The organism is Photobacterium frigidiphilum (genome assembly GCF_003025615.1).
GTDB classification, from domain to species: Bacteria; Pseudomonadota; Gammaproteobacteria; order Enterobacterales; family Vibrionaceae; genus Photobacterium; species Photobacterium frigidiphilum.
Genome location: NZ_PYMJ01000014.1, coordinates 105,903 through 124,641 on the forward strand (window position 1 = coordinate 105,903; position 18,739 = coordinate 124,641).

Below are 18,739 nucleotides of genomic sequence, written 5' to 3' on the forward strand. Positions count from 1 at the left end.
ATAAAATGTCAGTACTCTTAATGAATTATGATCCTATTCAGATTTCAACTCATGGTTCTCGTTCGAATGTGGACAGAACCCTTCTATGCTTCAATAATTAATATACCCAAGCTATCTCAATATGCAGGATTCAGAGTGATCTCAGCGTGTTTAATTCAAGGCAAATGTGTGTAGGAATGGCACTCCCTTTCAAACACATTTGACACAGAAGTAGATACGCTGAATCACTCCCGAAGGGCGAGTTTTGTTGGGCTCTATGCAGTGTTACTTATTTTCAACGTAGAACGACTAGGTCTATAAATAAGCGCCTTGCCTAGAGCACAACAAATTCTCGCTGAAACGAGCACCTTGAGATAACTTGGGTATAGTACTAATGTAAAAGTTTCACTCTACTTTTACTCATTACTCGCTATCGCGAAAAGGAAATTCGTTATGAAACATCTTATCATCACTATTATCGGTAAGGATCGCTCTGGACTTGTAGAGCTATTATCTGACACGATTTTTCAGAATAATGGAAACTGGTTAAGTAGTAGCCTGAGTAAACTGGCAGGTCAGTTTGCCGGTATTCTGCAAGTGGAAGTTGCCCCTGAAGACATGCCGCAATTAAGTGCAGCGTTAGCCAAAATAGATGAATTACAAATCCACATCGTGGAAGAAGCAAAAAAAACAGCGCCTTTACCAGAATTACATCAACTAACAGTAACGGGTAATGATCGCCCAGGCATCGTAAAAGAAGTCACCACGCTATTGAGCCAGTTGAACATCAATATCAACAAATTGAAGACAGAAACTCAAAGTGCACCTAACTGGGGATACCCCATTTTTATCGCGACTTTTCAATTAGAAACCCCAGCCAATATTGATCTGGATATTATTCAAGATGAACTCGAAAAGTTAGCCGATGATCTGACTGTGGATATCGAAGATTACGTGCCTGCGTAAGTTGTACATACTTCAATAGGGAATGAAGAGTCATTCCCTACTTTTTATCAAATCATATAGCTAAGCCTATTTACCTCCAGTAAACATCGGTTCACGACAGATCTATAAAATCATACAACAGGAAAACAATGAGCACGGAATCTCTCTATATTGAAAAAGAGCTTAGCTGGTTATCATTCAATGAGCGTGTACTGCAAGAAGCAGCCGATAAATCTGTTCCTTTGATTGAACGCGTTCGTTTTTTGGGCATTTTCTCGAGCAATACCGATGAGTTCTATAAAGTAAGATTTGCCGACATTAAGCGTCGAATTCTGATCAATCAGGTCCAAGGTGGCGATGATGGCGCAAAGCACCTTTTAAGCAAAATTCAAAGTCGCGTACTTAAAATGAATCAAGACTTTGATACTTTATACAATGAGATATTACTTGAAATGGCACGTCGTCATATTTTTCTTGTGAATGATCTTCAGCTGGATGTAAATCAACAAAATTGGCTGCGCCGATATTTCCATGATTCCATTTTGCCCCATATTACGCCGATCCTACTGACGGACGATATTGAGCTACTCCAGTTTCTAAAAGACGAATATTCATATCTTGCCATTGAAATGCAGCAAGGTGAAAAAAAGCGTCATGCGCTTATTGAGATCCCAACCGATCAACTTCCCCGTTTCATCGAATTGCCAGAACCTAAAGGTAAACGCAAAAAAACCCTCATTTTGCTCGATAACATTATCCGCTTTTGCTTAGATGATATTTTCAATGGTTTCTTCGAGTATGATAGCCTAGCTGCATACTCAATGAAAATGACCCGAGACGCTGAATACGATCTCAGCCAAGAAGTGGAACATAGCTTACTGGAACAAATGTCTGAAGGGCTAAATCAACGCATCACAGCAATGCCAGTACGCTTTGTTTACCAACGTGATATGCCGGGTAATATGATCGATGTGCTGTGTGGATTACTTAAAGTGTCCCGTTACGACAGTATTATTCCCGGTGGTCGTTACCATAACTTCAAAGATTTTATCGGCTTCCCAAATGTCGGCCGTAAATACCTTGAAAATGCCTCATTATCACCAATTCAAAGCTACCACTTCACCCAAGCTCGTAACGCATTTGATGCCATTAAAGCACAAGATATACTGCTGTATTATCCTTATCACACCTTTAACCATGTAACGGAGTTTATTCGCCAAGCGTCATACGACCCCAAGGTACGTTCGATAAAAATTAATATCTACCGAGTAGCCAAACACTCACGGGTTATTGATTCAATGATCGACGCAGCCAATAACGGTAAACGTGTCACCGTGGTGGTTGAACTACAAGCGCGTTTTGATGAAGAGGCCAATATTGAATGGGCAAGGCGATTAACAGAAGCGGGCGTGCATGTTGTGTTTGGTGTGCCAGGGTTAAAAATTCACTCCAAACTATGCCTTATCACCCGACAAGAAAACGATAAACTGGTTCGCTATGCGCACATTGGCACCGGGAATTTTAACGAGAAAACAGCGCGTATTTATACTGACTTCTCTTTAATGACCTGTAACACAGATATTGCAGACGAAGTCAGGCAAGTCTTTAGTTACATCCAAAATCCCTACCGCCCGGTTGATTTTACCCACCTTATTGTTTCACCTCGTAACTCACGAAGCCGACTCTACGATTTAATTGATCGTGAAATTGCACATGCTAAGCAAAATTTACCTTCTGGTATTACAATTAAGGTTAATAATCTTGTCGATAAAGGCTTGATTAACATGCTGTATCAGGCAAGTAATAACGGCGTCAATATCAAGCTGATTGTTCGCGGTATGTGTGCGCTTATTCCAGGACTTAAAGGGATAAGTGAAAACATTACCGCAATCAGTATTGTAGACCGTTTTCTTGAACATCCTAGAGTGGCAGTATTCAACAATAATAATGATCCAGATGTCATGATCTCTTCTGCCGACTGGATGACACGTAACATCGACAACCGCATTGAAGTGGGTTGTCTGATCAATGATCCAGCATTAAAGAAAAAAATCATCGACATCTTAAACATTCAGCTTACAGATACAGTGAAGGCACGAATTCTCGATAAAGCAATGAGCAATCAATATGTGCCTCGTGGCAATCGTCGTAAAATTCGCTCACAAATCGCCATTTACGATTACCTAAAACACAGTGAAAAGCAGCTGAAGAAACGAGCAGAAAAGGCGATAACAAACAATGACACTGATTAATAACGAACGTCCTCGTGAAATTGCAGCAATTGATATGGGCTCAAACAGCTTCCATATGGTTGTAGCTCGCGTTGTAGGGCAAAGCTTGCAAATTATCAGCCGCCACAAACAGCGGGTACACCTTGCTTCAGGGTTAGATTCCCAACAGAACTTAGATCAAGCTGCGATTCAACGTGGTTTAAATTGCTTAACAATGTTTGCAGAACGATTACAAGGCTTCGAACCAGAAAATGTGCGTATTGCAGCCACCTATACCCTACGCCAAGCTCAGAATGCCCACGTTTTTTTAAAGCGTGCAGAAAGCATAATGCCCTATCCCATAGAGATAATTCCGGGCACAGAAGAAGCGCGTTTAATCTATTTAGGCGTCGCGCACACTCAACCCGATACAGGTCGTAAACTGATTGTCGATATCGGCGGCGGCAGTACTGAGCTAGTGATAGGTGAAGAATTCGATACACATGTGCTTTATAGCAAGCATATGGGCTGTGTAAGCTACAACAAAAACCACTTTCAAAATGCTAAGTTAAACAGTAAAAACTTTGCTGAGGCGCAACTTGCCGCACAACAAAAAATGGAAAGCATTACCAGTAAGTACCGTAAATTCGGTTGGGATAAAGCAGTAGGATCCTCAGGTACGATAAAAGCCATTCGAGAAGTCTTAATCGCTGATGGTTATTCAGATGGTGTGATCACCAGTAAGCGCTTGAACCAACTTATCGAACAAGTGTTGTCATTCAAAACAACTGAAGACCTTGACCTACCCGGTTTAACCGATGACCGTAAACCCGTTTTCGCTGCTGGTCTTGCGATTTTAAGTGCGGTGTTTAGCGCTTTGAATATAGATGAAATGGTTTACTCAGATGGTGCACTACGTGAAGGTTTATTGTATGAAATGGAAGATCGTTTCCGTCATAGCGATATTCGTACACGCACGGCAAACGCCATGGCAAAGCAATATAATATCGATATTGACCAAGCAAACCGTGTGAAGCATGCTGCTGAATATTTCTATGATCAAATAGACACGCATCCTGGGTTAGCAAAATCAGAGCTCTCAATATTATTGAACTGGGGAGCATTGCTTCACGAAGTGGGATTAAGTATTAGCTACCCAGGGTTTCACCGTCATTCTGCTTATTTACTTCGCCACAGTACGATGCCAGGTTTCAATCTTGAACAACAAACGGTATTAGCCACTCTGGTGCGATTTCAACGTAAAGCATTGAAACTTGAAGAAATGCCAGAACTTAGCATCTACAAGCGTAAACATTTATACCCTTTGATTCGCACGCTACGTATTGCTACCGCTCTAAACGGGCAACGTATTGATGAACCTTTACCGACCATCAAAATTAAGGCTGAGAAAGAGCACTGGCAGCTGACTTTACCCCTCGGTTGGCTGAGTAATAATAAGCTATTAGCGGCTGATTTAATCAAAGAACAAGAATATTGGCAAAAGGCTGGGTGGCAATTATCGATTGAAGAAGAGTAATGAACATAAACAACTGAGATAACTAAAAAGCTCTAGTTATCTCGGTTAATTAAATTCAATAAACCTTAACTCAGTGGCTTTTAATTGAATAATTTAAGCAAAGCCAAATCGGCTTCGACCACACTTTTTGGCAGTGGAATATATCCATCTTTTTCAACGATGTTTTGCCCATTGTGCGATAAAACAAATTTAAAAAATTCCGCTAAAATCGGGTCTAATGGTTTATTCGGATGCTTATTAACATATACGTAGAGGTAACGAGCTAGTGGATAGCTGCCATTTATCGAATTCTCAATCGTTGCATCCACATAGTTATCTCCCTCTCTCGCCACTGGAATCGCACGAATACCCGTCGTTTTATAACCAATACCCGAATAACCAATCGCGTTCAATGATGTTGATACCGACTGTACAACAGATGCAGAGCCGGGCTGCTCATTAACATTATTAAGAAAGTCACCTTTGCACAGCGCTCGTAGCTTAAAATAACCATACGTACCTGATACCGAATTTCGCCCAAAGCGTTGAATATCTCGGTCAGCCCACCGCCCAGTTAAACCTAATTGCCCCCAACGTGTAATAGGCTGCGTTGCACCACAACGATACGTTCGAGAATATACGGCATCAAGCTGCTCAAAATTAATGCCCTTTAACGGGTTATCCTCATGAACAAACACTGCTAAAGCATCAATGGCAACACGAATGGCTGTTGGCTTATAACCGTATTCATGTTCAAACGCTTCAATTTCTTTGGCCTTCATTTTACGGCTCATAGGGCCAAGTTGAGCCGTTGCTTCTGTTAATGCAGTTGGGGCTGTAGATGAACCTGCGGTTTGAATCTGAATATTTACATTCGGGTATTTACGTTTGAATTCCTCGCCCCAATAGGTCATCAGGTTCGCGAGCGTGTCTGAACCGACAGACGATAAATTACCAGAGACACCACTGATCTTTTGGTATTTGGCTAGATCGGCTTCTAATGCCCAAGCATTGTGCATACTGAATGCGAGTATCATGGGAAGAATACGGCGTATTACACTCATATTAGGTGTTTGTCCTTATACATTCAGCCAAAAATAAAACGGCAAAAGCGACCGTCTATGGTCGCTATTAATTAAGCTTTGTTAGCGTCGTGATTATGCTGCTTGTGCCACTAACCGTTGAGGCAAGGTGAAAGAAAAGGTACTGCCTTTATCTAATTCACTTTCAATCTCAAGTAGTGAATCGTGGTGGCTCAGCGCATGCTTCACAATAGCAAGACCTAGCCCACTGCCACCCGTTTCACGTGAACGCGCTTTATCAACTCGATAGAAACGCTCAGTTAAACGGTGAATATGTTGCGGTCCAATACCTTCACCACTATCAGTTACTTCTAATCTTGGGCCACCAGCTGAAAGATACCAACGTACTGTAATATTGGCATCGCTAGGGGTATGTTTAACGGCATTATATACCAAGTTAGACACGGCACTGCGTAACTGGTCTTCGTCACCAAAGACATTTAATGATGCGTCAACATCAAACGTGAAGTGTTGATTTTTATCACCACTTAACGAGATGGCCTCTTTCTCAAGAATGTCGAGCATGGCCGGTATATTAACGGTTTCTTCCAACTCAATCGTCGGTGCCGCTTCAATCTTAGAGAGCGTCAGTAACTGCTCGACTAAAGAATTCATACGAACAAGTTGCTCGGTCATTACACCGTGTGCTTTACCCCACATTGGCCCCGCCAGCATTTCTGGGTCTTTCGACATTTCCAGATAACCTTGCAGTACTGTCATGGGGGTGCGTAATTCATGAGAAACGTTAGCAAAGAAATTACGACGCATACCTTCTAACTGCTTCAATTGAGAAACATCACGCACAACCATCAGGTATTCGCCTTCGGTATAACGCATGATACGCAGCTCTAATGTACGATCATAATTGAGTGGTGAAGTGATTTCTAACGGATACTCAAATTCTTGTTTGGCGATGTAGCGAACAAAATCAGGGCTGCGTAATAAATTACTAATCGGCTGACCCGCATCATCCGGCCAACGTAAACCCAATAAGTGCTGTGCCAGTTTATTACACCAAACAATGTTACCTTCGCTTCTAAAAACAACAACGGCATCAGGTAGGGATTCTGCACCATTTCGGAAACGGCGAATTAGCGTGGCAAGTTCTCGACGGCGGCGGCGATTACGCTGCTGCAAACGATACATACCGTTAAAAAGCGGTTCCCAGCTACCAGAACCAGAAGGGGGAGTTAGGCTACGCTCTTTCCATAGCCAGTCAGACATTTTCAATTGATTATGAAAATGCCAGATTAACTGAATCCAGGTTGCAACCAATAAGAACCACGGTAAATAGCCAAACACTAAACCGAGAATTACCCAAGGAAAGTAAAAAAGAGCCAGTTCCAAAACCAGCTTTTTCCACGACAACCGCTCAACCATTAAAACTCCATATCAATGAAGATTAGCTCTCGCCCCTTCATCGCTTTTCAATATACATCTGTTCTCTAATCTACCTTGTGGCAATAGAGATCATACTTTGCTGTTGATAGGCACTGTTTAAGCTAAACAGTGCCTTGTATTAAACAATAGCGGTACTAAACAATCATGGTACACAACCATTGTGTTAAACAACCATGCTATTACATGCGTGTCGAGAATCGGTAACCTGCACCACGTACTGTTTGTACCATTTTATCGTGCCCGCCCGCTTCAAGCGCTTTACGTAAACGACGAATGTGTACATCAACCGTGCGATCTTCAACATACACGTTAGTACCCCACACATTGTTCAATAGCTGCTCACGACTATACACACGCTCTTGGTGTGTCATAAAGAAATGCAGCATTTTAAACTCTGTTGGACCCATGTCTAATGGTTCATCGCCCGTTGTTACGCGGTGCGACACAGGATCTAACTTTAAACCTTGTACATCAATAACATCATCCAATGACGTAGGTGATACACGGCGCATTACCGCTTTAAGACGTGCCATTAGCTCTTTAGGTGAAAATGGTTTGGTGATGTAATCATCAGCACCCACTTCAAGGCCACGCACTTTATCTTCTTCTTCACCACGTGCAGTTAACATCACTACAGGGATCTGACGCGTTAGCTCATCACGCTTTAGGTGCTTAATCAGGTTAATGCCTGAGCCACCCGGTAACATCCAATCCATTAGAATCAATTCAGGATAAGGTTCGCAAATTTTTTCTAATGCATCATCATAATCTTCGGCTTCAATTGGTTGATAGCCTTTTTGTTCTAGAACAAAACACAACATCTCGCGGATTGGTGCTTCGTCTTCTACAACAAGAATCCTTCTTACCATAGTGATACTTACCTAGTAGTTGCTGTATTTGAGCGTCATTATGTGTGTTAAGTATGACACTTTTGTGACTATTGGCGATAAAAACGTAACCAAGTGTTTATCTAAGTGAAATGCATCTAGTGTCTTATTGTATTAATGACACCTCAAATGGATTCAATTAGTTACGTTTAACCCTTAATCGATACTTGGCTGCGACCACCACCGACGGCCTCGACGGCAACTTGTACACCAATACGTTCGACCAATGTGCCCACGTGTGAAATCACCCCAATCTGACGCCCATCGGCCTGCAATGCATCAAGACAAGCTAATGCCATTTCTAAACTCTCAGGGTCTAATGTGCCAAAGCCTTCATCGATAAACAAAGAGCCTAGCTGACGCGTATCCGCAGCCAATGAAGCAAGCGCTAACGCCAAAGAAAGAGACACTAAGAAACTTTCACCACCCGATAGTGATTCAACACTGCGTACTTCATCCCCCATATCATGGTCGATCACTTGCAGTGCTAACGGGCTGCCCGGTACGGGCTGTAAAGCATAACGTGGTGCTAAATCTTGTAGATGCTCATTGGCTAAAATCACCAATTGTTGCAATGTTAAACCCTGCGCCAAAGTACGGAACTTATTACCGGTAGCCGAACCAATCAACTCATTCATTTGTAGCCACAATTCGGTTTGCGTTTGCTGTTTTATTCGCTGTTGAGTCAATTCACCCGATTGTAACTCAGCTTGTTTCGCTAACTCTAATTGCTGACGATGTTGGAAAACTTGCTCATCCAATACATTTTTTTGATTATTCCAATCAGCAACTAACTCTGCTTGCTGCTCACTGTCTTCTGCCAGCTCATGCTGTACTAACCACTGATGTGATAAGGCAGCCACTGCATGATGTTCAATGACCGCTTGTTCGCGTTCCACTAACACCGTTAACGCGGAAGATAGCGTTTGTTCAATCAACTTTAGCGCTTCACGCTCTTGAGTTAACCACGCATCGTCTTTGCTCAGTAGTGCCGTAAGCTGCTGCTCGGTTAACGTTAGCTTTTGCTGCCATTCATTCCAACGTGTTACTGCCTTTTTTTGCTCTTCTTGCGTCTCGACCTGTTGCTGTTGGCTGCTTTTCAGTGCTGCATTTGCTGCTGCTTGCGCTTCGCCTGATTGACGTTGCACCGCTTGTATTTGGGTTAGTGATTCTTGTTGCGTTTTTAACGTTTGTTTATGTTGCTGCTCTACTTGCTGTAGATTACTTTCGCCAATAATCTCGACGCGTTGGAGCCAAATTTGTTGAATGTCTTTTTTCAACAGCGTGACTTTCTCACCCGTGGTTGAACATTGCTTTTGCGTATTTTGCAGTAACGTTTCAGCCTCTGCGATTTTAGGTGCGAGCTCTGCCAGCAACTTTTCACTTTCGAGCAAGTCACGTTGATTCGTCATAAAGCATTGAACATCATGCCTAAGCTGCTGGAAAAAACCTTCTTCTCCTTGTGCTTTTAACTGCTCAAACCACACATTGCTGGTGTATTGCTCATTCAATGTATTCGCACGTGATGTACGTATTTCCTCTTGAGTCGCACTTTGCTTTTCAAGTGATTTAAGGCGCTCTTGCCATTGCATAGTGGCTTGGGCTAATTCATGAAGCTGCTTAGTTAATAGCGACTCATCTTGCTGAAGCTGCTGCAACTGAGTTTGCAACTGACGCCCCAACACGATTTGCTGCTGACGTTGCTCACCACTTTGCTGCAACGTTCTTAAATCATTGTCAGCCTGTTCAACATCTTGTTGCCATAGGGCTAATTGCTGGTTGAGTGTTTGAAGATCAGCGTGCGACGGTATTAGCTCAGCACTATTTACCGTTTTTAATATGCTTTCATACTGCGCGTACAGCTGTTCAATGCGAAGGTTCAGCTGCTGATACTCCGTCTTTAACAAGGCTAAACGTTGCTGATCTTTAGGTAATGATTGCTGAAGGTGACGCCGCTCAACATCGCCATCTTGCAACTGTTTAGTCAACGCTTGTAAACGCTGTTGCTGGCTTTGTAATAATCCATCAACAACAGGATTACTGATCGCATAAGGATGCTCAAGCGAACCACACAACGGACAAGCTTCTTCATCTTTTAATTCATTGCGGTAATCACCCAAATTCATGACAGCGCGACTTTGCTGCAGCATGTATTCAACTTCTTTCTGCTGAACCGAAAGAATATCAAGTTCTGGCTGCAATACCGTTAGACGTTGCTCTGATTGCGCTAATACACCTTGTAATTCATGCTGTTCTATTTGTAATTTGTCAGCTTGAACTAGCAGTGATACCCATTCTTTGGTGCCTGAAATAGCCTGACGCAATACATCACGATATTGCTGCTTTTCAGCGTACTGTGCGCGTTCTTGGGTTTGCTGTTGTTCTAGCTGTTCAAGATCAAGTGTTTTGCTTTGCGCTTCACAATCCAATTTATTAACTTGAAGTGTTTGTACTTGCTGCTCAAGTACCAGCTGCTGCTGTTGATTATTTTCCTGTTCAAATTCAATTTGCAGCTTTTCTTTCCGCAGTACCGAGTAAGCACGGTGCGCCGCTAAATATTGCTGTAAATTATCTTCAACGGAGGCATATTGTTCTGCCACATTTTTGAATGAATCGCTTTTCTTTAGTACATCCGATAATTGCTGCTGACGTTGCTGCTGCACTTGTTGTTGCTGTTGAGTTACCTGAAGGTGTTGCTGCTGCTCTGTAACGACAACGCTATGTTGCTGTAAAACATTTTCCTGCTCAGTTAACTGGATACGCAAACCATCGGCTTGTTGATCCCACTTAGCGGCTTCTTTAATTTTGGGTTCTAATTGTTGCCACTCTTGCTCTAATTGATTCAACGCCTCTGTTGCTTGTTTTGCCTGTAAATCTGCATCTACACACTTTTGTTGCTCTGTTGCTAACCGTGTTTCTGTGAGAACGAGTGTTTGTTCAATCTTGATTAATTGTGAGCTGACTTGTTGAAGCAAAGAAAAATCACGATGGGCTGGCTGTGCTTTTTCAATTAGCGTTAATTGCTCGTAACGCGGCAGAGCCTGTTCTTTTTGCTGTTGAACTTCTGTGTATTTTAGCTGCGTTTCAGCCACACGTGCTGCTAACACTGACTCAGTTTTTAGCGTTTGTTGGTGTTGTTTAAATTCGTTTAGCTGGGCATCTAATTGCTGCACTTGTTGTTTTAATTGCTCACATTGGGTGCTTAACAATTGCTTTTCATCATCCGATAACAATGCAATATCACCCAATTTATCTTGTAGCTGAGTTAATGCCTGTTTTTCAACGCGGGCACGCTCATAAGCTGCCACAGACAATTGACCGTATATTTCACCGCCTGTCATACGTTCTAGCAATGCCGCGCGATCATCAGCCCCCGCTTTTAAGAACGCGGCAAACTCCCCTTGTGGCAACATCACCGCACGGCGAAACTGTTCGAAGGTTAAGCCGATCAAGCGTTCGATTTCAGCTTGTAGTTCTTGTTTCTTCCCCGCGAAACGCTGCCCAGTATCTAAATTTTCAAGCCATTGTTCTGCAGCTTGAACTCGCCCTTCAGCACGCCCGCGAGCACGACGAACATGCCAATGCGATCGCCAATGGCTACCGTCGTTGGCAACAAAGTCGACTTCGGTAAATGCTTCCGCTTTACCGCGAGATAAAATGCTTCTTACATCGTTCGCTTTAATTCGGTTTTCATCGCTATCACGGCCAATTTCAGCATCATTTTTTTTATTCGATTGCAGACGAGGAATGCGATCGTATAACGCTAGGCAAATCGCATCTAGTAAGGTCGATTTACCTGCACCGGTTTTTCCCGTTATCGCAAATAAACCCGCCTCACCTAAACGACCACCCGCAAAATCGATCTCAAATTTGCTTTGCAAGCTGGCAAGGTTTTCACCTCGTAATGCTAAAATTTTCATTATTTGCCCCCTTCACTACGCACAGCATCACCATCTTGGGCATCTTCAACTTGAATCAATAACTGTTCGAAAGCAGATGCCATCGCTTCATCTGGCTCACCTTGGTATTTCTTTGCCCAGCTCAAGGCAAATACTTGCTCGGGTGAAACGTCTGATAAACGTCGGTGATTCAGCGAATCTTGTTGCTCTTGTTGCTGATAATGAGGGGTAATTTTAGCTAAACGCACGGCTTTACCATCGATGGCTTGCAATACTTTTTCTCGCAATAATGCTTGAGGTTTATCAAGCAGCACGTGTACTTCTAAAAATGGTTGTTGCTCGCGGGGTACCTCGTCAACCGATAGCGCTTCGAGCGCTTCCAAAACTTGATCGAGTGGAGCCGGCGATGATGGGACTTTCAACATATCAACGGTACGAGGAATCGCTATCGATTCAATTTGGCTGACGGCTTTACCATCGAGTTCAACAATAACCGCTTGGTGGGCATAATTGCGTTCAGCCATTGAGAGCGGGATTGGCGAGCCGCAATAACGAACATGTTCTTTCTTGGCAACACGTTGCGCTAAATGTAAATGCCCAAGGGCAACATAGGTAATGTCATCGGCAAATATGGACGCTGGCAAGGCATGTTGATTGCCACCTAGTACGCGACGTTCCGACATTTCAGATAATTTTCCAGACGCCATATACGCATGCCCCATCCCGATCAATGCTTGCTGATCGGTCTGTAACGCACGGGCAGCCTCTGTCATTTCACCGTATAAAGTTTCTACGCCTTTAATCAGACGATCATCATCATCTTCAAGATCTTCAGTGCGCAAATCAGCACTGCGTAAAAAAGGCACGGCTAATACCCAAGCGGCCTGTTCACCTTGCTTGTTCGTAATCGAAATCAACATGCGTTCATGATCAAGCTGACCATTTTCATCACGATGAATACCACCCACCATATGCAAATCAAAGGCTTTCAATAATTCATGCGGGGCATCTAATTTACTTGGGGAGTCATGGTTTCCCCCGATCATCACCACATCAAGGTTCGGCAAACTTTTCGCGACACGCGCAAGAAATCGATACAGCATGCGCCACGCACTGGCAGGAGGATTTGCGGAATCAAAAATATCGCCTGCAACCAGCAAGGCATCAATCTGCTGCTGTTCTAAGGTATCGGCTAACCAATCTAAAAAAGTTTGATGTTCATAATCACGACTATAACCATGTAGTTGGTGTCCGAGATGCCAATCTGATGTGTGAAGAATTTTCATTATGATATGTATGCGCAAGCCAAGAAATACTTCCTCGATTGTACCCTACAAATCATAATATCCACGCAAATCCTCATCAGAAAAATTGCGACAAAACCGCAGCAATACAATAGTATTAAGCCTCAAATGCACAACCCTAGGATTTGTAACTACCATGATGTGGTTTAAAAACATACTGACCTATCGCTTTACCCGTGAAATCGACTTAAACCCTGAACAGATTGAAAAACAGCTGGAAGAATTCCGCTTCACACCTTGTGGTAGCCAAGACATCCAAAAGTTTGGCTGGGTACATGCGCTAGGTAAGCACGGTGATATGTTCACTCACGTCGTCGGTGACAACATTCTTGTTTGCGTACGTAAAGAAGAAAAAATGCTGCCTTCTTCTGTCATTAAGGAATCGCTTAATGCAAAAGTGGACATGCAGGAACAAGAGCTGGGTCGTAAGCTAAAGAAAAGTGAAAAAGACTCGATTAAAGATGACATCGTGATGGATCTTCTACCACGCGCATTTAGTCGTCATCAGCAAACCTACGCACTTATTATGCCGAAACAAGGCTACATTGTGGTTGATGCGGGTAGCTACAAGAAAGCTGAAGATTTACTGGCGCTATTGCGTAAATCTATCGGTTCATTGCCAGTTGTACCTGTAACACCAGAAAAACCTGCTGAACTGACAATGACAGAGTGGGTACGTTCAAATACGTCACCAACAGGCTTCACTATTGGTGAAGAAGCTGAATTTAAAGCCATTCTTGAAGAAGGTGGCGTTATTCGCTGTAAGCAACAAGATCTAAGCTGTGACGAAATTCTGGCACACATTGAAGCAGATAAACTAGTCACTAAGCTGTCACTGAACTGGCAAGATCGTATTGATTTCATTCTGGCTGATGATTTAAGCGTTAAACGTCTGAAATTTTCTGATGAGATTAAAGACCAGAACGAAGATATCGACCATGAAGATATGGCTGCTCGTATTGATGCAGACTTATCACTCATGTGTGGTGAGTTCTCGGTATTCTTACCAAACGTCTTTGAAGTGTTGGGTGGGTTAGAAGAAAAAGGTTAATCCTTCTCTATAACCAATCAAACATTAAAAAGAGCGCTTCGGCGCTCTTTTTTTACGTGATAATTGCTATGAGGCACCGATCACAGTAAAATCCGCGCTCCTTCCGCATCACTAGGTGATTGCGGCCTGATTTGCAATCAGACAACGAGAATTTGAGATATGTTTAAACCTGAATTGTTATCCCCTGCTGGCAGCCTTAAAAACATGCGTTACGCTTTTGCGTACGGTGCAGATGCTGTCTATGCTGGCCAACCTCGCTATAGCCTTCGTGTTCGTAACAACGAGTTCAATCACGAGAACCTTAAAATTGGTATCGACGAAGCACATGCGCAAGGCAAGAAGCTATACGTTGTATGTAACATTCAGCCACATAACTCAAAATTAAAGACCTTTATTCGCGATCTCAAACCTATCGTTGAAATGGGCCCAGACGCCTTAATCATGTCTGATCCTGGTCTTATCATGATGGTACGTGAAAACTTCCCTGAAGTGGTTATTCACCTATCAGTACAAGCGAACGCCGTTAACTGGGCAACCGTTAAATTTTGGTCTACCCAAGGTGTTGAGCGTGTCATTCTTTCTCGTGAACTATCGCTAGAAGAAATCGAAGAAATTCGCGAAAACTGCCCTGAAACAGAATTAGAAATTTTCGTTCATGGTGCACTTTGCATGGCTTACTCTGGCCGCTGTCTTCTATCTGGTTACATGAACAAACGTGATCCGAACCAAGGTACTTGTACTAACGCTTGTCGTTGGGAATACAAAGCAGAAGCAGCAAAAGAAGACGAAAACGGTCAAATTGTTGAAGCTAACCCTGCAGGTACGGGGGTTAATGTTCAGGAAGTGGAAGTTCAAGAAGCTCGCCCTGACAACACTCTTGGTCTTGGTAAGCCAACAGACGAAGTGATTCTACTTTCTGAATCTCACCGTCCTGAAGAAAAAATGGCTGCTTTTGAAGATGAACACGGCACTTACATTATGAACTCGAAAGACCTACGTGCTATCCAGCATGTAGAGCGTCTAACGAAGATGGGTGTGCACTCATTAAAAATTGAAGGTCGTACAAAGTCTTTCTACTACTGTGCGCGTACCGCTCAGGTATACCGTAAAGCAATTGATGATGCAGTAGCTGGCAAACCATTTGATGAAAGCCTAATGGGTACACTAGAAAGCCTTGCTCACCGTGGTTACACCGAAGGCTTCTTACGCCGTCACACACATGATGCATACCAGAACTACGAGTACGGTTACTCAATTTCTGATACTCAACAATTTGTGGGCGAATTCACAGGTAAGCGACGTGGTGATCTTGCAGAAGTTGACGTAAAGAATAAATTCTTGGTCGGCGACAGCCTTGAAATGATGACGCCGAAAGGCAACGTTGTTTTCACGCTTGAAGTGATGGAAAACCGTAAGTCAGAATCTGTTGATGATGCAAAAGGTAATGGTCACTTTATGTTTATCCCAGTACCTGCTGATATGGACTTAGAGTACGGATTACTAATGCGTAACCTAAGCAATGGTCAGGATACTCGTAGCCCTCACGGTTCTGTAGACGGTAAATAATTCGATGGCATTGCTCATTAATGATAAGTGCATCAACTGCGATATGTGTGATCCTGAGTGTCCAAACGAAGCGATCACCATGGGCGAAGAGTTCTATGAAATAGATCCTGCCCGTTGTACTGAATGTATAGGCCATTACGACAAACCAACGTGTCAGTCTGTATGCCCTATTTCAAAATGTATTATCATCGATCCTGATAATGTCGAAACCGAAGATGAACTGCTTGAAAAGTTTGTCAGCTTGCAAGGTTTGGCATAACGAAAAAAGCGCCTAAGGGCGCTTTTTTTATATCTACAATTCAAGCTTACTACTGAATTAATGCTAAACATTGAGGCGGGGTTATTTTCACCGGTTTCTTTTTCTTTGGCTGTGTTTCTTTTTTCTTGTTCTGAGCGGTTTGTTTTACTTTCTTTTGTGGCTTCCAAGAGGCCAGTTCAGCCCCGCAGCCATCCCCTGGAGGTGGTGGGTTTTGTGCCTTACAGTTAGTGCTGCCATCAGGGCAACTTAAACGCACGTGAAAATGATAATAATGCCCCCACCAAGGACGTACTTTTCTTAACCAATCACGGTTTTGCCATTCCGATTTACACAGTTGTTCTTTGATCACCGGATGAACAAAAATACGCGCTACACGCTCATCGCTTGCTGCTAATTGAATTAACAAGGCCTGCTTGTTACTCCAATTTTTATTATTAATCTTATAATCCTTTATATGTACCATCGGAAGCGGCTGTACTTCTACCAAGCTTTCTTTTTCCAATGGGGCATCAGTCATCTTTAACCAGATATCAGCATCAAGCCCTGTTTGATGGCTAGCGTGCCCCGATGAAAAACGTCCACCCCGTGGCATTGATATATCGCCAACTAGCATATTCCCTAGACGTAATTTTTGTGCATCTAACGATAATCCTTTTAAAAATTGGATCATCTCACTATGGCCGTAATAACGACCTCGTTGTGAGCGAATTACCTGATAGCCTTCCCCTTCTAGCGGTAAGGTTTCACCGCCAGCAAGGCAACCATTACTGTATGAGCCAATAGAATTTGATACACCATTGCTCGGTACTTTTACTTTTTCCCAAAGTGTAGCAGAAGCAGACAAGCTGTAACTCATCAGCATGACAGCAAGAAGAAGTATTCTATTCACAGTACCATCCCAATATTGTTATTAAATCCATTATTGAAATCATAGCGCACTCCCACTGTTGCATAGGAATAAAAAAACAGCTCATAGGCTGCTTTTATTATTTATTAGCGGGATAGATTAATGTTGCTACTTCATTTGCTGATCAAGGTTTAATATTGTCAGTGCATTACTCACACTGGTCGCGACAACATCAACAACGCCAGATCGTAATGCGCCTAACAACGCTAAGGCTTTGCTATTTTCAGCAGCCGATACAACCACTGTTGGTATATGTCGCAGCTCTTCCATACTCAAGCCAATCACCCGATCACTCATCATTGTATCGGCTTGATTACCTTGGCTATCAAAAAAATCATAGCCCGCAATATCGCCCACAACACCTTTTCGAATACGTGCTTCTACAATTTCTTGTGGCGTGAACCAACCCAACTTAACCATGTGGCTGTTTTCATTCATATCACCGACACCGACTAGAGCAACATCAGCCCGACGAGCACGGTCTAGTGTTTCTTTTATCGTACCGTTTTTCATGAAGGCTTCTTTTACTTTAATATCTTCAACGTAAGCTGGCGCATACAAGGTTTCACTAATGCCATCATATTTCTTCGCCAGTAATCGACAAATATGATCAGCATTAATCGCATTACCTGAACGGTGAGTACCGCCGATACCACTCACAAAGCGACACTTTTTATGAGGTACAACACCAACGTGGCTAGCAATCGAAGCAATATTACGTCCCTGCCCAACCGTTACTACCATTTCATCCGTTAAGATCGTGGCTAAATAACTAGAAACAAGGCTAGCTACTTGTTGTCGTTGTGCTTCATCATCTGGTTGATCAAGAGCAATCAATGCGCGCTTTAGATTGAAACGTTCAATAAGCTGTTGTTCGAGTTTTTCGCTAAAGACAGGGTGATATTTAACGGTAATTTCGACCACACCCTCTTCACGAGCACGACGAAGCAAACGACCCACTTTGGCACGTGACATACCAAATTTTTTCGATATCTCTTCTTGAGTCGCACCATCTTGATAATAAGCGATAGCAATCTCGGTCAATAAGTCACTATCAACATGTGGACTATCATTGGTATTTGCACTCATCGTACGATCCTTCCTAGCTGCTATTTCGCGCATTCATTACCGACAATATTACTATATGCGTGCCGTTAAATGGATAGTAAAGCTATGTATTCATTACAAACTTTATCTTTCCTTATTCCGTACCGCCTTTATTGATATATACACCAAAAAGATCACCAAAATCATTTGGTGTCATAGCTATGCAACAAGGCCAATGTAACTGATTGATTAATTTAACTTTACAGACTGTACAGCTTTTTACCTATTGGAACTCTAAAGCTATCTTTATTCAAGCAGGATAAGCTAATGATCATAAATTGCGCAGGAAAAATAGATAGGAATGAACAATAAATCATTTAGGTTGGTATAAAAAGTCGAACCAACTGAACTACCACTTCGCAGTGTCTATTGAGTTCTAATTTCCATTTTCTACAAACGTAAAAAAGCCCTAATCTTTCCTGCTCTACCTTCAAAGAGGGGGCTTCTTCAATAATGGCTACGTTAACGGGACTTTCTAATTTTTATTTTATACAGACGTAAAAAAGCCCTAATCTTTCGATTAGGGCTTCTTCAATAATGGCGGAGTGGACGGGACTCGAACCCGCGACCCCCGGCGTGACAGGCCGGTATTCTAACCAACTGAACTACCACTCCGCAGTGTCTAT

General features: G+C 42.8%; 13 protein-coding genes and 1 tRNA gene. 6 read left to right on the forward strand and 8 right to left on the reverse strand.

The window, feature by feature from the left end; genetic code table 11:
• Nucleotides 1-432 precede the first annotated feature (432 nt).
• The 3 genes from C9J12_RS15030 (at nucleotide 433) to ppx (ending at nucleotide 4,671) form a co-directional block, all read left to right on the forward strand.
• Nucleotides 433-945 (forward strand): glycine cleavage system protein R, encoded by a 513-nt coding sequence (locus C9J12_RS15030; protein ID WP_107243457.1) that lies wholly within the window; start codon nucleotides 433-435, stop codon nucleotides 943-945.
• A 128-nt stretch (nucleotides 946-1,073) separates the two neighbouring features.
• Nucleotides 1,074-3,176 (forward strand): polyphosphate kinase 1, encoded by a 2,103-nt coding sequence (ppk1, locus tag C9J12_RS15035; protein WP_107243458.1) that lies wholly within the window; start codon nucleotides 1,074-1,076, stop codon nucleotides 3,174-3,176.
• Nucleotides 3,163-4,671, forward strand: a complete 1,509-nt coding sequence (gene ppx, locus C9J12_RS15040) for an exopolyphosphatase (RefSeq protein WP_107243459.1) — start codon at nucleotides 3,163-3,165, stop codon at nucleotides 4,669-4,671. The genes ppk1 and ppx overlap by 14 nt, the downstream gene beginning before the upstream one ends.
• A gap of 80 nt (nucleotides 4,672-4,751) precedes the next feature.
• On the opposite strand, the gene C9J12_RS15045 is transcribed toward ppx, so the two are convergent.
• From C9J12_RS15045 to C9J12_RS15065, 5 genes are all read right to left on the reverse strand, one after another.
• On the reverse strand, nucleotides 4,752-5,714 hold the full coding sequence (locus C9J12_RS15045; RefSeq protein WP_107243460.1) for a PstS family phosphate ABC transporter substrate-binding protein: 963 nt from the start codon (nucleotides 5,712-5,714) through the stop codon (nucleotides 4,752-4,754).
• A gap of 93 nt (nucleotides 5,715-5,807) precedes the next feature.
• A complete protein-coding gene (gene phoR / locus C9J12_RS15050) occupies nucleotides 5,808-7,112 on the reverse strand; it encodes a phosphate regulon sensor histidine kinase PhoR (RefSeq protein WP_107243461.1) in 1,305 nt (434 codons plus the stop codon).
• A gap of 200 nt (nucleotides 7,113-7,312) precedes the next feature.
• Nucleotides 7,313-8,002, reverse strand: coding sequence for a phosphate regulon transcriptional regulator PhoB (gene phoB / locus C9J12_RS15055; RefSeq protein WP_107243462.1), 690 nt, complete (start codon nucleotides 8,000-8,002; stop codon nucleotides 7,313-7,315).
• Between the two features lie 167 nt (nucleotides 8,003-8,169).
• On the reverse strand, nucleotides 8,170-11,940 hold the full coding sequence (locus C9J12_RS15060; protein WP_107243463.1) for an AAA family ATPase: 3,771 nt from the start codon (nucleotides 11,938-11,940) through the stop codon (nucleotides 8,170-8,172).
• Nucleotides 11,940-13,205, reverse strand: coding sequence for an exonuclease SbcCD subunit D (locus C9J12_RS15065; protein WP_107243464.1), 1,266 nt, complete (start codon nucleotides 13,203-13,205; stop codon nucleotides 11,940-11,942). The genes C9J12_RS15060 and C9J12_RS15065 overlap by 1 nt, the downstream gene beginning before the upstream one ends.
• Before the next feature lie 157 nt (nucleotides 13,206-13,362).
• Between C9J12_RS15065 and rdgC the strand changes: the two genes are divergently transcribed.
• The 3 genes from rdgC (at nucleotide 13,363) to C9J12_RS15080 (ending at nucleotide 16,099) form a co-directional block, all read left to right on the forward strand.
• Nucleotides 13,363-14,274: a recombination-associated protein RdgC gene (gene rdgC, locus C9J12_RS15070; protein ID WP_193944675.1), complete on the forward strand. Its 912-nt coding sequence runs from the start codon at nucleotides 13,363-13,365 to the stop codon at nucleotides 14,272-14,274.
• A 159-nt stretch (nucleotides 14,275-14,433) separates the two neighbouring features.
• The gene (gene trhP, locus C9J12_RS15075; protein WP_107243466.1) at nucleotides 14,434-15,840 is read left to right on the forward strand and encodes a prephenate-dependent tRNA uridine(34) hydroxylase TrhP; all 1,407 of its coding nucleotides are present in this window, start codon (nucleotides 14,434-14,436) and stop codon (nucleotides 15,838-15,840) included.
• Between the two features lie 4 nt (nucleotides 15,841-15,844).
• Nucleotides 15,845-16,099, forward strand: coding sequence for a YfhL family 4Fe-4S dicluster ferredoxin (locus C9J12_RS15080; RefSeq protein WP_011217473.1), 255 nt, complete (start codon nucleotides 15,845-15,847; stop codon nucleotides 16,097-16,099).
• Nucleotides 16,100-16,148: 49 nt separating this feature from the next.
• Here C9J12_RS15080 and mepA read toward each other — a convergent pair whose 3' ends face one another.
• From mepA to C9J12_RS15095, 3 genes are all read right to left on the reverse strand, one after another.
• On the reverse strand, nucleotides 16,149-16,961 hold the full coding sequence (mepA, locus tag C9J12_RS15085; RefSeq protein WP_107243467.1) for a penicillin-insensitive murein endopeptidase: 813 nt from the start codon (nucleotides 16,959-16,961) through the stop codon (nucleotides 16,149-16,151).
• Nucleotides 16,962-17,114: 153 nt separating this feature from the next.
• Complete coding sequence (locus C9J12_RS15090; protein WP_107243468.1) at nucleotides 17,115-18,095, reverse strand: sugar-binding transcriptional regulator; 981 nt, start codon at nucleotides 18,093-18,095, stop codon at nucleotides 17,115-17,117.
• A gap of 556 nt (nucleotides 18,096-18,651) precedes the next feature.
• Nucleotides 18,652-18,728: transfer RNA gene (locus C9J12_RS15095), tRNA-Asp, on the reverse strand.
• Nucleotides 18,729-18,739: the final 11 nt, after the last annotated feature.